The organism is Aeromonas sp. S18(2024), assembly GCF_041402525.1.
GTDB lineage: Bacteria > Pseudomonadota > Gammaproteobacteria > Enterobacterales > Aeromonadaceae > Aeromonas > Aeromonas enteropelogenes.
In genome coordinates, this window is sequence record NZ_JBGLQV010000002.1 from 69,672 (window position 1) to 84,955 (window position 15,284).

Consider the following 15,284-nt stretch of genomic DNA (forward strand, 5'->3'; position numbering starts at 1 on the left):
GGGGGATTCTTGCGCTGGATCAAACCCTTGGCGCAATAATGTTCGATGGGCGCACATTTTGTACCCCATTGGGAAAAGCCACTTGGTAGGTAGTGATGGTCAGGTGTGCGAGCGGTTTAACCGCCTATCGATGCCAGATGAGGCGTCGCACCGGCATTCCCTTCATGCAGCCGATGAGTCGCCGCCTTGCCACTTAGCGCCGAGCGAATGCGTTGTTGCAACGCCTCCTGCTGGCTGTCTGCACCGAGCAGATCCCGCAGCTCGACACCATTGTCGCCAAACAGACAGAGGTGCAACTTGCCCACCGAGGAGACCCGCAGCCGGTTGCAACCAGCACAGAAATCCTTGCTGTAAGGCATGATGAGACCGACGCCCCCTTGTGACTCCGGGTGCATGAAGACCTGGGCCGGACCGTCGTCCTTGCCGCGCAGTTGCTGAACCCAGCCACTTTCCAGCAGGCGCTGTTTGATCTGCTCACCGCTGACATGATGGTTCTGGAACAGGGTATCCATCTCACCGGTCTGCATCAGCTCGATGAAACGCAGCTCGATGGGCTTGTGCTTGATCCAGGCCAGAAAGGCATCCAGTTGGTAGTCGTTGAGCCCCTTGAGCAGCACAGCATTGATCTTGACCGATTTGAAACCGGCGGCTAGGGCGGCTTCGATCCCCTCCATGACTTCTGCCAACTTGTTTTCGCCGGTGATCTGGTGAAACTGGCGGGGATCCAGGCTGTCGACACTGACATTGAGAGCGGAAAGCCCGGCATCAAACCACTCGCGGGCCCGCTCCTTGAGACGATAACCGTTGGTGGTCATGGCCACTTTCTCGATGCCCGGGGTGCTTGCCACGGCTTCAATGATCGAAGTGAAGTCGCGACGCAGGGAGGGCTCCCCCCCGGTCAGGCGTACCTTGCGGGTACCCATGGCGGCAAAGCCGCTCACCACACGGCGGATCTCGTCTACCGAGAGAAAGGATTTGCGCCCTTCCGGACGATAGCCGTCCGGCAGGCAATAGGTACAACGGAAATTGCACACGTCGGTGATCGACAGGCGCAAATAGTAAAAACGACGGGAAAAACCATCTTCAAGTGGCGACATAAACACCTTTCCAAATACGGGAGGCCAGGGCATTTCTTTCCTGACCCTTACAGCTCGAACATCGGCTGACGGCTGGTTTCCCCCTATCTCAAGGACTTAGGCAAAACCGCTCGGAGTTCATCTAGTTTTTCGATACTAACACAAGTTGGAGTACACTCCCACGCAACTAAAGAGGTAATCCACACATTCCGGAGACTTTTGGCATCATGCAAAAACGGTTCAGGGTCCGCTCGGTCAGCAGTGCCATCGGCCGATCCATGATTTTGATCCTCTTCATGGCCAGTCTGATCGCGCTGGTCGCCATGGTCACCCTGTTCTATTCGGTACCCGACGCCAAGGCGATCAACCTGTCCGGCTCCCTGCGGATGCAGGCCTACCGAATGGCCTACGAAATCGAGCAGGGTGAGAGCGTACTGGGACGCCTCAACCAGTTCGAAGAGACGCTCCATGCCAGGGAGTTGCAGGAGACCCAGCGCTGGATCACTCCGGCCTCCCTGCGCCGCACCTATGGCGAGGTGGTCAGCCAGTGGGATGAGATGCGCCAACATATCGAAGATCGGACTCCCAGACGATATACCGACAACACCGAAAAATTTGTGGCGGCCATCGACAATTTCGTCAACCAGATGCAATACCACGTGGAGTTCAAGGTACGCATGCTGGCACTAGCCGAAGGGTTGGGGTTGCTCTCCATCATTACCATCGCCTGGTTCACGGTGCGCTTTACCCGCCAACAGGTAGTGGCCCCCCTCAATCAGCTGGTTTATTGCGCCCGCCAGATCCAGCGCCAGGAGTTTGATCTGATCCTGCCAGCCCATCGCGACAATGAACTGGGCGAGCTGTCACGGGCCTTTGGCACCATGGCGGACGAGCTTGGCAAGCTCTATCGGGAGCTGGAGAACAAGGTCGAGGAGAAAACGGCCAAGCTGCAGCAGGCCAACGACACCCTCTCGTTTCTCTACAGCACTGCCCAGAAGCTGCACACGGCCCCGCTCAGTACCCGCACGCTTATCAAGCTGCTGGATCGCGCCGCGGCCCACCAGCATATCGATTACATCCGCCTGACCCGTTTCGAGAACAACGTCATGCCGGTTTACCTTTCCGGTCGCACCGGCTGGCCCGGGGATCTCGACGCGGTAGCCAGCTTCTATCTGCAGATGGATGAGCAGGAGTTTGGCCGGCTCGATATCATCAGTCAGCATCCCATCGACGAACGCCTCATCAAGAACTTCACCATGTTGCTGGCCCAGGTGCTGCACAAGGATCAGACCCTGCTGCAACAGCAAAGATTGCTATTGATGGAAGAGCGCGCCGTCATCGCCCGCGAACTGCACGACTCGCTGGCCCAGGCCCTCTCCTACCTCAAGATCCAGTCCACCCTGCTCAAGCGCTCCCATGCCAAGGGCCAGCAGGAGAAAGCACTGGAGGCGATGCAGCAGATCGACGAAGGGCTCAGCAACGCCTATACCCAACTGCGCGAACTGCTCGGCACCTTCCGCCTGACCATAGGAGATGCCAATCTGGGTGAAGCCATCCGGGTCATGCTGGAACAACTGCAGCCCCAGACCACGGCAGAGATCCGGCTTCATTATGGTCTGTCCGACACGGATCTGGAGGCTGGCCAACATATTCATATCCTGCAGCTGATCCGTGAGGCAGTGCTCAATGCCATCAAACATGCCCATGCACAAGTGATTGATGTTAGCTGTCAGACCCTCGCAGATGGTAATATTGAGGTTCAAATTTCAGATGACGGTGTCGGTATTGGTCTCGCCAGCTCAGCGATCAACCACTACGGTTTGAGCATTATGAACGAGCGCGCCAGCAAGCTGCATGGCCTGCTGACCATCAGTGAACTGCAGCCACAAGGCACCCGGGTGCATCTGACTTTTCCCACCAGTCTAACGAGAGACGCTTGATGGACGTGATGAAATACAGTGTTCTGGTCGTAGATGACCATCCCCTCATGCGCAAAGGGATTGTGCAGTTGCTGGCTCTGGAAGAGAACATGGATGTCACCGGCGAAGCTTCCAATGGTACCGATGCCGTGGCCCTTGCCAAAGAATCCGAACCGGATCTGATCCTGCTTGATCTCAACATGAAAGGGCTATCCGGCCTCGACACCCTCAAGGCGTTGCGTGCCGAGGAGATCACCTCGCGGGTAGTTATTCTGACCGTCTCCGATGCCCGCCAAGACGTGGTGGCCCTGCTCAAGGCCGGCGCCGATGGTTACCTGCTCAAGGATACCGAACCCGACCTGCTGCTGGCCCAGCTGGCCGACGTGATGACCGGCAAGCAGATCCTGAGCGAGCCGCTGCGTCCCTACCTCGAGAACATCTACGAGCTGGATCACCTGCAGCAGAAACTCGAAAGCCTCACGCGTCGCGAAATGCAAATCCTGCGCGAAATTGCAAAGGGACTCTCCAACAAACAGGTAGCTTCCGTCCTCCATATCTCTGAAGGCACGGTCAAGGTGCATGTGAAGAGCCTGCTGAAGAAACTCGAGGCGCAAAGCCGCGTAGAAGCGGCCGTCATGTATCTGGAGCAGCGCAACTAAGCGCCTTCCCTTCCCTCTAAAAGCCACCTTCCGGTGGCTTTTTTAATTCTCTGGCACAGTCGCTGCATTGTCTTATCCAGCAACTACTCAATGGAGGATGGAACATGAAAATTCAACCTTTGGCCCTGTTCCCCCTGCCTTCCCACATACTTCCGGGCGGCAAGCTGCCTCTGCGTCTGTTCGAGTCCCATCATCTGCAGATGCTCAAGGAATCGTTCATCAACGATCAGGGCTTCGGCATCGTGATGGAAGAGTCGACCACCTCGGGACAATCCGGCCGGATCCTGCCTGTCGGCACCCGGGTCAAGGTCACCGATTTCTACACCCTGAACGACGGATTGCTGGGCGTCACCGTACTCGGTCTGGAACGCTTCTGCATCCATGAGATGGAGACGGATCCGAGCGGTTTGCGTCGGGCAAAAGTAGAAATGCTGCCCAACTGGCCCAGCATCCATTCGGACTTCAACGACAAGTTGCTGGTGAATCGCCTGCGGGAGGTCTTCGAGCAGTATCCGGAACTGGATGAACTCTATCCCGAGAAACGGTTTGAAGATGCCTCCTGGCTTTGCCAGCGCTGGCTCGAGATCCTGCCGATGCCGATTTATGAAAAGCAGATGCTGATTGCCAAACAAAACAGCGAAGCGGCTCGTCAATTTCTGCATCGCCTGATTTCGCAGTGATAAAAAACCTTTGCAAAATGCAATTATTCCGACAATGAAAATTCATTATTCGCATTTTGCAAAAGACAGGGAGACGAAAAAGAGAGAGCCGTTGCGCTAATCGGCCGAATTGAACACAAAAAGAGTCATTAAAAGTTGGCACAGATTTTTCATACAGTTTAATACAACCCGATTTATCCCGTGCTCTCTTCAGTATTTGCTGAAGAACTGGTCAACCTAACAAGTTGACCATTTTTTTTATCCGCGCTCCGGCAATCGCTGGCTGAAATGACGCGCCAGGCACTCCCGCAGCCTCGCCAGGGTGATCGGCTTGGCCAGAAAATCATCCATCCCCTGCGCCAGGCAGCTCGCCTTGTCCTCCGCCATCGCATTGGCCGTCAGCGCGACTATGGGGATGGTCACCCCTTGCGCACGCAGTCGCCTGGTGGCTTCCAGCCCATCCATCTCGGGCATGCGCATATCCATCAAGATCAGATCCGGCAGCTGCTCTTCCACCAGTGTCAGAGCATCCAGGCCATTGGCGGCCAGGCGCACCTTGCTGACCAGTTTTTGCAACATCAGGGAGACCACCAGCTGGTTGACCGGGCTGTCTTCCACCACCAACACATCCAGTGGCAGCAAGGTCTGGGCACTCTCTTCCCGTACCGGTTGACAATGACAGGGCTGGGCCATGCCGGGGAGATCGAACCAGAAACAACTCCCCTTGCCAGGCTCGCTCTCCAGCCATATCTCCCCTCCCATCAATGCCACCAGACGTTTGCTGATGGCAAGCCCGAGCCCAGCGCCGGAGAAGCGGCGCGTCGCCGAGTTGTCGACCTGAGAGAAGGGTTTGAACAGCAGGGTCTGATCGGTCGCAGCAATACCAAGCCCGGTATCGGTCACGGACACCCTCAACATCTCGTCATGCCACTCCAGCCGCAAAACGATCCGACCCTGCTCGGTAAACTTGAGGGCATTGTCCAGCAGGTTGCCGATCACTTGCGACAATCGCATCGGATCCCCCTGCAACGTCTGTGGCACCGCCTCATCTACCTGGCACAACAGTTCGATGCCACTAGCCTTAGCCCGGGGCAGCAGGGGTTCGATGATCGATTGACACAACCCGACAGGTTGCAGACTTTCGCACTGCAGCAACAAGGTCTGGGACTCGATTTTCGAGAAATCGAGCACATCGTCGATGATGGTTTGCAGCAGACGGGCAGAATGGGTGGCATGGCGCAGCAGCGCCTGCTGATCGCTAGACAATTCGGCATGCAGCAACAGATCGAGCATGCCCAGCACCGCATTCATGGGAGAACGGATCTCGTGGGTCATCATGGCCAGGAACTGGGATTTGGCCCGGTTGGCGGCTTCCGCCTCATCACGAGCCCTGGCCAGCTCCTCTTCCCGCTTGATCTGATTGCTGATATCCCGTGCCGTCCCGCGATAGCCGAGGAAGTAGCCGTTCTGATCCATGTTGGGTTCCGCGTTCACCTCCATCCAGCAGGCTCTGTCCTGCAAGGCCACCAAAACCCGTGCCGCCCGTAGTGGCGCCCGCTGCTCAAGCAGCCGCAGATAGCCCTGGGATTCCGGACTCTGCTTGTTGTAGAGATAGTCATGCAGGGTTGGTTGGGAGGAAGGGGTAATGAACTCCTCCATGTAACCCGGTTCGGAGGCAAAACTGAGGCGATGCTCGGCATCGGTTTCCCAGAACCAGTCGGAAGCCATGGCGGCAAAGCTGCGAAAACGACGCTCACTGGCCTGCAATGCCTCGGTTTTGGCGGCGACCTGCTCCTGCAAACGGGCACGGTAGGTGATATTGACCAGCGCCTGGGCGATGAGCGGACGACAGCGTTGCATCGCGGCCTTGCTGGTAAGATCGAAGGTGCCTGCCTGGGAATGGCGACAGATGAGGATGGCGGTAAAACCCGGGGCCTGCAATCCGGTCAAGAGCAAGCTGGCCCAGCCAGGTTCACAGGCCAGAGGCGCCAGCTCGGGCAGCAGGGAGGGATCGTAGATCACCAGGGTTTCGCCGGCGATGGCCCTGGCAAACGCCGGCGTCATTGACCAGAAGCGCCCCTGCTCTCACGTCTCGCTGCTCAGGTGGGTAATACCCTGTTCTCCCTCCCAGGCCACCACATCCGCGTGTTCAAAACCGATGAAGGGTCTCAGTACCTCGATCAGACTCTCCAGTACCCGTTCTAGGGTCTTGGCATCTGCCAAGGTCTCTACCCCTTTGAGCAGAGTGTGGGACTCGTCACGGTACCTGGCTTCACGTTCACGGCAACGGGTAAGATCGACCAGAGCGGTTTGCAACTTTTCGCCCAGCGCCTCCAGTTCACCGCTCTCCATCATCTTGTCGCCTGTCCTGTGTCATTGGTCAGAAAGATCACGCTCGATACCATCAGGTTGCCATGAGCCAGTTCACCATGGGGCAGCCGCCCCTGCTCCCCGAAGGTAAAGGGAGTAATGAAGGGGATCTTGCCAAGCCGGGCCTGGCTCTGCTCCACAAACTGATACAGCATATCACCCAGCGCCAGACGGCAACCAGCACAGAAGATGATCAGCGCCCCGACGGGTTGCAATCTGGCATCGACACCGTACTCGGGATCGATCCGGATGGCACTGAGGCTGCGCTGCAACAGCCCTTCCTGGCTGCTGTACATCAACCACAGGCGCTCGCCCACGGTCACGTCGGTGAAAAGACGTAGCCCACCTCGCTCCGTCACGGCTTCGGGATGGGAGAGTTTGTAGTAGGGGACGCCATCCAGGGTACCCACCTGACGGGCCAGAGGGGTCAGGGTGCTCTCGTGCAGGATGGGGCCCACTGGCCAGGATTGCTGCCGGCCACACCAGCGGGCATACACCTCTGCGGCAGGCTCATGCTCGATCGTCAACACCTCGCGCCCATCACAGGAGGTGATGGCGCCGTGGCTTTCGGCGGGTACATAACCGGAGTGAAACTGGAAGGCCAGCTGGCAGTCAGGATAGAGCACCGCCAGCGCCACCCCCTGCTTGCTCTGCCCTTCACTCCAACAGAGCTGCCAGTCGCCACTCACCTTGTTGTCCGCCGCCGAGCCACCGACCACAGGCACCGAGTGACCAAACTCAGCTTCGATAGAGGCCAGCACCTCCTCCTCCTGGCCCGGGCTGGCATGAACCAGAACAAGCTGGGGCAGTTCGCCCGGGCGGCCACACTCGAGCATAGCCCGGCGCAACAACAGACGCACATCCACAAGCTCCCCCTCGGCGCCGGCAACGCCGTAAGCCCCCTTCTCATCATAAAAAGCAGCCACTGCCACGCCATGCTCCTGCCTGACATGGTGTCCCATTTCGGTCATCACGCCACCGCAGGAGCTGCACCCCAGCAAGGGGGTCGTCGGGAATTGACGCCCAAGCTGCTCGCGCAGTACCGCAGCATCATGGGCCTGAGTAAAATAGACCAGCAACAGGGAAGGCGCCTGCATGGCATGGTGATGAAGCCGCGCGCAGATATCTTGAGCCGCCAGCAGGGAATTTTCCTCAAGAGAGTGAACGGTCAGAAAGTTCAACACCATCTCCTTGCGTTATCGGATTCATGTCGCAAGCAAAAGTCATACCCTTATCAAGTAATTAGCTCATATTCCTTGCTAACATAACCTTCTATCAACCCCAGTGACAGGATGCCCTCATGTGGCAAAAAAACATCAATGACTTCGATCGGGTCGTTGCCATCGGTGGTGGCCACGGTATGGGCCGGGTGCTCTCCGCCCTCTCCTTCCTTGGTCAGCGGCTGACCGGTATCGTCACCACCACGGATGATGGCGGCTCAACCGGCCGCCTGCGCAAGAGCCAGGATTGCATCGCCTGGGGGGATCTGCGCAACTGCCTGAACCAGCTGGTCACCGACCCCAGTATCGGCAGCCTGTTGTTTGAGTACCGCTTCGCCGGCCGTGGCGAACTGGCTGGGCACAATCTTGGTAACCTGATGCTGCTGGCACTGGACAACCTTTGTGTCCGCCCTCTGGATGCTATCAAGCTCATCAGTGACATGCTCAAAATTGAATCACAATTGTTACCCATGTCCGAATTACCCACCGATCTCTGTGCCCATATGGAGTGCGGCAACCAGATCCTGGGAGAGGTCTCCATCGATCAGCTGGCCACTCCTCCCCTCTCCTTGAGCCTGATGCCGGAAGTGCAGGCCACCCGCGAAGCGGTACAGGCGCTGCAGCAGGCTGACATGATCATTCTGGGCCCAGGCAGTTTTCTCACCTCCATCATGCCGCCGCTGCTGCTGGCGGAGATCGCCCAGGCCATCAACGAAAGCAATGCCATGGTGGTGTTTATTTGCAACCTGGTCGCGGAAAAAGGGCCTGCCGGCCAGCTGGATCTGGCCAGCCAGTGCCGCTGGCTGGAATCCAGGATCGGACATGGCCGAATTGATGCCATTCTGGCGCCCTTTGGCGCAGGGGAAGGGGGAACATGGCAAGGTCGCCTGATCGAAGCCGATCTGGGCGAGACGGCATTGCCCCATCGCCATGACCGGCTGAAACTCAAGCTGGCGCTGGACAAGACCATAGGACACCTGCTCAACCAGCGTTAAGACGCCGCCACTGCCGTGTGGCAGTGGCCGGTTTTCAGTGGTAATCGGCCAGAAAGGCCAACACCTGCGGCAGAGAGTGTTCGAGTTGCTGGAGCTGACGCGCAGCCTCGTCACCATCGGCCTGCTTGCACGCAAGCTCCAGCGCCATCACCTGCTGATAGCTCGTCAGGGCACCATAGCTGCCGCAGGAGGATTTCATGCTGTGTGCCACCCTGGCCAGCGCCTCCCAATCCTGTTGTTCATACAGTGGCCTGAGCTGGCTTAGCTGCTCCCCTACCTCTTCGATAAACACGGTTATCACGACTGGCAACATCTCCTGACCGATATCGTCAGCCAGCTGTTGCAACACCTTGCGATCCACCCACTCCATGCGAGGCCTCTCAAAATGGTATTCAAACAGACCATACTATAGATAGTTTTCGGGCCACGGACGCCCGGACAGCTCACCTGAGACCGGCAAACTGCTTCAACACCCAGCCCAAAAGACGAAAAACGTGATCGGATTCAAAATATCAACACGCTTTGACAGCAATACAAAATAACATCATTGCAACAAATTAACATTCAAGTAACACTGAGCATCATCAGAGTGATGATGCTCAGCAACACCTCTCATCCCTTTTGCCCTTTATGGCTGCTGCGAAGAACCAGGGTAGGTATCTACCCTGGTATTTTTTTATTGGCCGATCTCGTCGTGATTGCTGGCGATACGCTCACCCAGCCGGAACAAGTTGAACTCACCAGGTTCCATCTTGACCCAGTGTTCATTCCCAGTCAGCGGACGAGTCGTGATGATGGTCACCACGTCATTGGGGGTCGTCTCGCTATGAAAATCGATCACCACCTCTTCATCCAGCAGACTCGCTTCACCAAAGGGGGCACGCCGGGTCAACCAGTGCAGGTTGTTGGAGCAAAAGGTCATCACATACTCCCCGTCCGAGAGCAGCATGTTGAACACCCCGAAGGCCCGCAGCTCGTCACACAGGGTAGCGAGGTAGCGAAACATGGCGGGGAAGTTGGCCGGTCGCCTGGGATACTTCTGCTCCAGCCTGTCGAGCAGCCAGCAGAAGGCGTGTTCGCTGTCGGTATCCCCCACCGGCCTGTGCCGCCCGGTGGCCAGCCTCTTGTAGCCGGTCAGCTGACCGTTGTGGGCAAAGGTCCAGTACCGCCCCCACAGCTCGCGGGTAAACGGGTGGGTATTTTCCAGCGACACGCAGCCCCGGTTGGCCTGGCGGATATGACTGACCACGGCGCAGCTCTTGATGGGCAGCGCCTGTACCAGCCTGGCGATGGGAGAGTGGGCACTGGGCTCGGGATCCTTGAAGGTACGAAACCCCTTCCCCTCATAGAAGGTGATCCCCCAGCCATCCTTGTGGGGACCCGTCTTGCCACCACGCAGCATCAGGCCGGTAAAACTGAAGCAGATATCGGTCGGCACATTGGCGCTCATGCCGAGCAGTTCGCACATATCTGGACCACTCCTTCCTTGACTACTTGTTCATCTGGCTGACTTGGCAGAAAAGCATACCTTTCTTTGCATCAAGCCGCTTGTCCAGATTGGCGATGCCGGACAGGCACACTCCTGCCCGGCGTCGATGCCACTTACTTGGCCATCTCTTTTTCGACCAGCTGGATCAGGATGTGGATCACCTTGATGTGCACTTCCTGAATGCGGTCGGCATAACCAAAGTGCGGAACGCGGATCTCCACATCGGCCAGACCCGCCATCTTGCCGCCATCCTTGCCGGTCAGGGCTATCACCTTCATGCCCTTGGCACGGGCCGCCTCGATGGCCTTCAGGATGTTGCCTGAGTTACCGCTGGTAGAAATACCGAGCAGCACGTCACCACGGCGGCCGACAGCCTCAACGTAGCGGGAGAAGACGAAGTCATAGCCAAAATCGTTGGAGACGCAGGAGAGGTGGCTAGGATCCGAGATGGCGATGCCGGCATAACCCGGACGGTTCTCGCGATAACGGCCGGTCAGCTCCTCGGCAAAGTGCATGGCGTCGCAGTGGGAGCCACCGTTGCCACAGGAGAGTACCTTGCCTTCCTCTTTGAAGGAGTCAGCCAGCAGCTTGGCGGCCGCCTCGATATTCTTCAGATTCTGCTCATCGGCCAGGAAGGCTTGCAGCACGCTGGCGGCTTCGGTCAGTTCATTGCGGATCAATTCTTGGTACATGATGTCTCTTCCACTTTTTTAGTGTGCGTGTAAGTCGCCGCTATTCTCGCACAAGGCAATCCCGTCGTCGCCCCCTCCCTCGGCAGGTCGCGCCACAGGCTGGCCTGCCACGTTACGGGGATCACAGTCGCAAGGTAATGAGCTTGTAAACAACTTGATAACTTTGTGCGTATGAATTACAACAAGGGCCAGACCAAACAGGTCAGACCTCTGGATCAGTTACGCCACATTGGCAACCTATCACGCAAGGAGCAAGCAATGACGACGACCCTCACTCTGCTCGGGGTGATCCTGGTTATCGGAGCCCTGGCCTATCGCCGGGCATCCCTGTTCATCTCGACCCTGGTAACCTTCGCCGCCCTTATCATCGGGGCCCTCTACGGTCATGTGCCCTTGCTGGTATGGGCCCTGTTTGCCGTGGTTGCCATCCCCCTCAACCTGGTGGAATTTCGCCGAAACCAGCTGACCAAGCCGCTGTTCAAGCTCTACAAATCCATCATGCCAGAGATGTCCCGCACTGAAAAAGAAGCCATCGAAGCGGGCACTACCTGGTGGGAAGCCGACCTGTTTGCCGGCAATCCGGACTGGAAGAAGCTGCACGCCATCCCGGTCAGCACCCTGTCGGCAGAAGAGCAGGCCTTCCTGGACGGTCCGGTGGAAGAAGTGTGCCGCATGGTCAGCGACTGGGAGGTAACCCACGAGCGGGCCGATCTCTCTCCCGAGGTGTGGCAATACCTGAAGGACAACAAGTTCTTCGCCATGATCATCAAGAAGAAGTACGGTGGCCTGGAGTTCTCCGCCTACGCCCAGTCCTGCGTGCTGCAAAAGCTGTGCGGCGCCAGCGCCGTGCTCGCCTCCACCGTCGGCGTGCCCAACTCCCTGGGCCCGGGCGAACTGCTGCAACACTATGGCACCGATGAGCAGAAGGATTACTACCTGCCTCGTCTGGCGGTCGGCAAGGAGATCCCCTGCTTCGCCCTGACCAGCCCGGAAGCGGGTTCGGATGCGGGTTCCATCCCCGATTTTGGCATCATCGCTAAGGGCGAGTGGGAAGGGGAAGAGGTGCTCGGCATGCGCCTGACCTGGAACAAGCGCTACATTACGCTTGCCCCCATCGCCACCGTGCTGGGGCTCGCCTTCAAGCTGCGTGACCCGGAGCATCTGCTGGGGGAGGAAGAGGAGCTCGGCATCACCTGCGCCCTGATCCCGACCCACATCAAGGGAGTCGGCATCGGCCGTCGCCACTTCCCGCTCAACGTGCCGTTCCAGAACGGCCCGACCCAGGGCAAGGACGTCTTCGTCCCCCTCGATTTCATCATCGGCGGCCCGGCCATGGCCGGACAGGGTTGGCGCATGCTGGTGGAGTGCCTCTCGGTCGGTCGCGGCATCACCCTACCCTCCAACAGCACCGGCGGCGTCAAGATGCTGGCCCTGGCGAGTGGCGCCTACAGCCGCATCCGTCGCCAGTTCAAGCTGCCCATCGGCAAGATGGAAGGCATTGAAGAACCGCTGGCCCGCATCGGCGGCAACGCCTATATCATGGGCGCCGCGGCCAACCTGACCGTGACCGGCATCGACCTCGGCGAGAAGCCCTCGGTCATCTCTGCCATCGTCAAGTACCACCTCACCGACCGTGCCCAGAAGTGCATCATCGATGCCATGGACATTCACGGCGGCAAAGCCATCTGCATGGGTCCCAACAACTATCTGGCCCGCGGCTATCAGGGAGCGCCTATCGCGGTAACCGTCGAGGGAGCCAATATCCTGACCCGCAGCATGATCATCTACGGCCAGGGCGCCATCCGCTGCCACCCCTACGTGCTGCCCGAAATGCTGGCAGCCAGCCACCCGGATCAGGAGCAGGCCCTGAAAGACTTCGACAAGGCGGTGTTCAGCCACGTCGGCTTTGCCATCAGCAACCTGGTGCGCAGCTTCTGGCTGGGTCTCACCGGTGCCCGCTTCGCCGCATCCCCCTATGGGGATCAGACCAAGCGCTACTATCAGCAGCTCTCCCGCCTCTCCGCCAACCTGGCGTTTCTGTCTGACATGGCAATGGGCACCCTGGGGGGCGAGCTCAAGCGCAAGGAGCGGGTCTCCGCCCGTCTCGGCGACGTGCTGAGCCAGCTCTATCTGGCCTCCAGCGCCCTCAAGCGCTATCAGGACGAAGGACGCCAACAGGCCGACCTGCCGCTGCTGCACTGGGCGCTGCAAGATGCCCTGTTCAAGGCACAGGAGGCGATCGATGAACTGCTACGCAACTTCCCGAACCGCTGGATTGGATTGGCTCTGCGCGTCATCGTGCTGCCGCTGGGTCGCGACATGAAGCGCCCGAGCGACAAGCTGGACAACCAGGTAGCCCGCCTGCTGCAAACGCCGAGCGAAACTCGCAGTCGACTGGCTCAGGGTCAGTATCTCACCCGCGAAGAGGGCAACCCCTTCGGCCTACTGGAGCAGGCACTCGATGACGTGCTGGCCGCCGAACCGCTGTTTGACAAGGTGTGCAAGGCCGATGGCATCAAGCGTCCCTTCCTGGCGCTGGACAAGGTAGCCGACATCGGACTGGCTGCCGGCGTGCTGAACCAGAGCGAGGCCGACCTGCTGCGCCGCGCCGAAGTGAGCCGCCTGCGCACCATCAACGTCGATGATTTCGACCCCATCGATCTGGTGGCCAACAAGCAGCTGTTTGAAGCCTCCGCCTACCATCACGCGGCCTGAGTCGCCGCTCTGCCAATAACGCCTCCCACCGGGAGGCGTTTTTTATTCTGTACGGTGGCGACAAAGCGCCAGCCGCCTCCCCCCTGTTCTTGATCACAAAAAAAGGCACAATAGCCGGCAGTTCAAACACACAAGGAAGCCGAGATGAGCCTTGAGCACCTGATCCAGTGGCGCCGCGATCTGCACCGCCTGCCGGAAGCCGCCTGGAAAGAGTTTCGCACCACCAGCCTGATTGCCCACCACCTGAGCGGGCTCGGCTATCACATCGTGCTCGGTGACAAGCTGCTGGCCAGCAATCTGGTGATGGGGCGGGATCTGGACGTGGCGGCCGAGAAGGCCCGCGCCCGCCGCCAGGGGGCGCATCCCGACTGGCTGGATCGCATCGGTGACTTTACCGGTCTGATGGGGGAACTGGACACCGGCCGCCCCGGCCCGACGCTCGCCTTTCGCTTCGACATCGATGCGGTGGAAGTGGAAGAGTCCGGCGACGAGCAGCATCAACCGCAGCGGGAAGGGTTTGCCTCCCACAACAAGGGGTGGATGCACGCCTGCGCCCACGATGGCCACACCGCCATTGGCATGGGGCTGGCCAGCCGGCTGATGGCGATGAAAGAGCAGTTGGGGGGACGCATCAAGCTCTTCTTCCAGCCTGCCGAAGAGGGGTGTCGCGGCGGCAAGGCGCTGGCCGCCGGCGGGGCGCTCGATGACGTAGATGCCCTGCTCTCCCTGCATATCGGTATCCACGCGAGCAGCGGTGAGCTGGTGATCAACCCCACCGAGTTTCTCTGCTCCACCAAGTTCGATGTGCACTTCATGGGTACGGCGGCCCACGCAGGTCTTGAGCCCAACGCCGGTTGCAACGCACTGGCCGCCGCCTGCATGGCCACCAGCGCCATGCTCGCCATTCCCCGCCACCGGGATGGCATGACCCGCATCAATATCGGCCAGCTCAACGGCGGCAGCGGCCGCAACGTGATCCCCGATCATGCCGAACTGCGCGGCGAGACCCGCGGCGCCGACAGCGCTCTCAACGACTACATGTTCGGCCAGGTGCAACGCATCGTCGAAGGGGTGGCCATGGCCCACGGGGTCACCTACCAGATCATCAAACAGGGCGAGGCCATTGCGCTGGACAACAGCCCCACCCTGCAGGTCGAACTGACCGCCCTGGCCCGCCAGCAGGGGCTCGCCACCATCCAGACTCGCCGCTTCGGCGCCAGCGAGGATGCAGGTTTCCTGATGGAGCGGGTACAAAAACAGGGAGGCGAAGCCGCCTACCTGGTGCTCGGAGCCGATCTCGCGGCGCCGCACCATCACAATGCCTTCGATTTCGATGAGCGGGTGATGCAAAGCGGGGTCGATCTGCTGGCCGCCTGGGTGCTCTCCCGTCAAAGCACACAGCCAGCGGCGGCGCGCTGACCAGCACGGTAAAAGGCTATATCGCAGGATCAAAAAAGGCGCCCAAGGCGCCTTTTTGACGAATGCATCGC

Annotated in this window: 11 protein-coding genes, 1 pseudogene and 1 riboswitch; of the genes and pseudogenes, 6 read left to right on the forward strand and 6 right to left on the reverse strand. The window is 59.1% G+C overall.

Annotated features, from left to right (window positions below):
- Positions 1-116: 116 nt before the first annotated feature.
- A complete protein-coding gene (gene moaA / locus ACB034_RS03545; RefSeq protein ID WP_042027477.1) occupies positions 117-1,097 on the reverse strand; it encodes a GTP 3',8-cyclase MoaA in 981 nt (326 codons plus the stop codon).
- Positions 1,085-1,225: riboswitch (molybdenum cofactor riboswitch) on the reverse strand. It overlaps the preceding gene by 13 nt.
- Positions 1,226-1,303: 78 nt before the next feature.
- Between moaA and narQ the strand changes: the two genes are divergently transcribed.
- From narQ to ACB034_RS03560, 3 genes are all read left to right on the forward strand, one after another.
- Entirely contained in the window at positions 1,304-3,016 is a 1,713-nt protein-coding gene (gene narQ / locus ACB034_RS03550) for a nitrate/nitrite two-component system sensor histidine kinase NarQ (protein WP_042027478.1), read from the forward strand.
- A complete protein-coding gene (narL, locus tag ACB034_RS03555) occupies positions 3,016-3,654 on the forward strand; it encodes a two-component system response regulator NarL (protein ID WP_026455821.1) in 639 nt (212 codons plus the stop codon). Before narQ ends, narL begins: the two co-directional genes overlap by 1 nt.
- Positions 3,655-3,758: 104 nt before the next feature.
- The gene (locus ACB034_RS03560) at positions 3,759-4,334 is read left to right on the forward strand and encodes an LON peptidase substrate-binding domain-containing protein (RefSeq protein ID WP_026455820.1); all 576 of its coding nucleotides are present in this window, start codon (positions 3,759-3,761) and stop codon (positions 4,332-4,334) included.
- Positions 4,335-4,571: 237 nt separating this feature from the next.
- Here the strand turns inward: ACB034_RS03560 and ACB034_RS03565 are convergent.
- Positions 4,572-6,668: pseudogene (locus ACB034_RS03565) on the reverse strand (ATP-binding protein).
- Positions 6,665-7,870 carry an FIST signal transduction protein gene (locus ACB034_RS03570; RefSeq protein ID WP_371172103.1) on the reverse strand — a complete coding sequence of 402 codons (1,206 nt, stop codon included), beginning with the start codon at positions 7,868-7,870 and terminating at the stop codon, positions 6,665-6,667. The pseudogene ACB034_RS03565 and the gene ACB034_RS03570 overlap by 4 nt, the downstream one beginning before the upstream one ends.
- A gap of 113 nt (positions 7,871-7,983) precedes the next feature.
- Between ACB034_RS03570 and yvcK the strand changes: the two genes are divergently transcribed.
- Positions 7,984-8,898: a uridine diphosphate-N-acetylglucosamine-binding protein YvcK gene (gene yvcK / locus ACB034_RS03575; RefSeq protein ID WP_061475788.1), complete on the forward strand. Its 915-nt coding sequence runs from the start codon at positions 7,984-7,986 to the stop codon at positions 8,896-8,898.
- Positions 8,899-8,932: 34 nt separating this feature from the next.
- On the opposite strand, the gene ACB034_RS03580 is transcribed toward yvcK, so the two are convergent.
- From ACB034_RS03580 to lpcA, 3 genes are all read right to left on the reverse strand, one after another.
- A complete protein-coding gene (locus tag ACB034_RS03580; RefSeq protein ID WP_026455815.1) occupies positions 8,933-9,268 on the reverse strand; it encodes an Hpt domain-containing protein in 336 nt (111 codons plus the stop codon).
- 306 nt (positions 9,269-9,574) lie between these two features.
- Positions 9,575-10,366: a class II glutamine amidotransferase gene (locus tag ACB034_RS03585; protein ID WP_026455814.1), complete on the reverse strand. Its 792-nt coding sequence runs from the start codon at positions 10,364-10,366 to the stop codon at positions 9,575-9,577.
- Between the two features lie 134 nt (positions 10,367-10,500).
- On the reverse strand, positions 10,501-11,079 hold the full coding sequence (lpcA, locus tag ACB034_RS03590) for a D-sedoheptulose 7-phosphate isomerase (RefSeq protein ID WP_026455813.1): 579 nt from the start codon (positions 11,077-11,079) through the stop codon (positions 10,501-10,503).
- A 258-nt stretch (positions 11,080-11,337) separates the two neighbouring features.
- Between lpcA and fadE the strand changes: the two genes are divergently transcribed.
- The gene (gene fadE / locus ACB034_RS03595; protein ID WP_371172104.1) at positions 11,338-13,794 is read left to right on the forward strand and encodes an acyl-CoA dehydrogenase FadE; all 2,457 of its coding nucleotides are present in this window, start codon (positions 11,338-11,340) and stop codon (positions 13,792-13,794) included.
- Positions 13,795-13,938: 144 nt separating this feature from the next.
- Entirely contained in the window at positions 13,939-15,213 is a 1,275-nt protein-coding gene (locus ACB034_RS03600) for an amidohydrolase (protein WP_371172105.1), read from the forward strand.
- Positions 15,214-15,284: the final 71 nt, after the last annotated feature.

Bases quoted from the DNA above. Each gene is read 5' to 3' on its own strand.
- moaA (WP_042027477.1), bottom strand. From the start codon at position 1,097: ATGTCGCCACTTGAAGATGGTTTTTCCCGTCGTTTTTACTATTTGCGC.
- narQ (WP_042027478.1), top strand. From the start codon at position 1,304: ATGCAAAAACGGTTCAGGGTCCGCTCGGTCAGCAGTGCCATCGGCCGA.
- narL (WP_026455821.1), top strand. From the start codon at position 3,016: ATGGACGTGATGAAATACAGTGTTCTGGTCGTAGATGACCATCCCCTC.
- ACB034_RS03560 (WP_026455820.1), top strand. From the start codon at position 3,759: ATGAAAATTCAACCTTTGGCCCTGTTCCCCCTGCCTTCCCACATACTT.
- ACB034_RS03570 (WP_371172103.1), bottom strand. From the start codon at position 7,870: ATGGTGTTGAACTTTCTGACCGTTCACTCTCTTGAGGAAAATTCCCTG.
- yvcK (WP_061475788.1), top strand. From the start codon at position 7,984: ATGTGGCAAAAAAACATCAATGACTTCGATCGGGTCGTTGCCATCGGT.
- ACB034_RS03580 (WP_026455815.1), bottom strand. From the start codon at position 9,268: ATGGAGTGGGTGGATCGCAAGGTGTTGCAACAGCTGGCTGACGATATC.
- ACB034_RS03585 (WP_026455814.1), bottom strand. From the start codon at position 10,366: ATGTGCGAACTGCTCGGCATGAGCGCCAATGTGCCGACCGATATCTGC.
- lpcA (WP_026455813.1), bottom strand. From the start codon at position 11,079: ATGTACCAAGAATTGATCCGCAATGAACTGACCGAAGCCGCCAGCGTG.
- fadE (WP_371172104.1), top strand. From the start codon at position 11,338: ATGACGACGACCCTCACTCTGCTCGGGGTGATCCTGGTTATCGGAGCC.
- ACB034_RS03600 (WP_371172105.1), top strand. From the start codon at position 13,939: ATGAGCCTTGAGCACCTGATCCAGTGGCGCCGCGATCTGCACCGCCTG.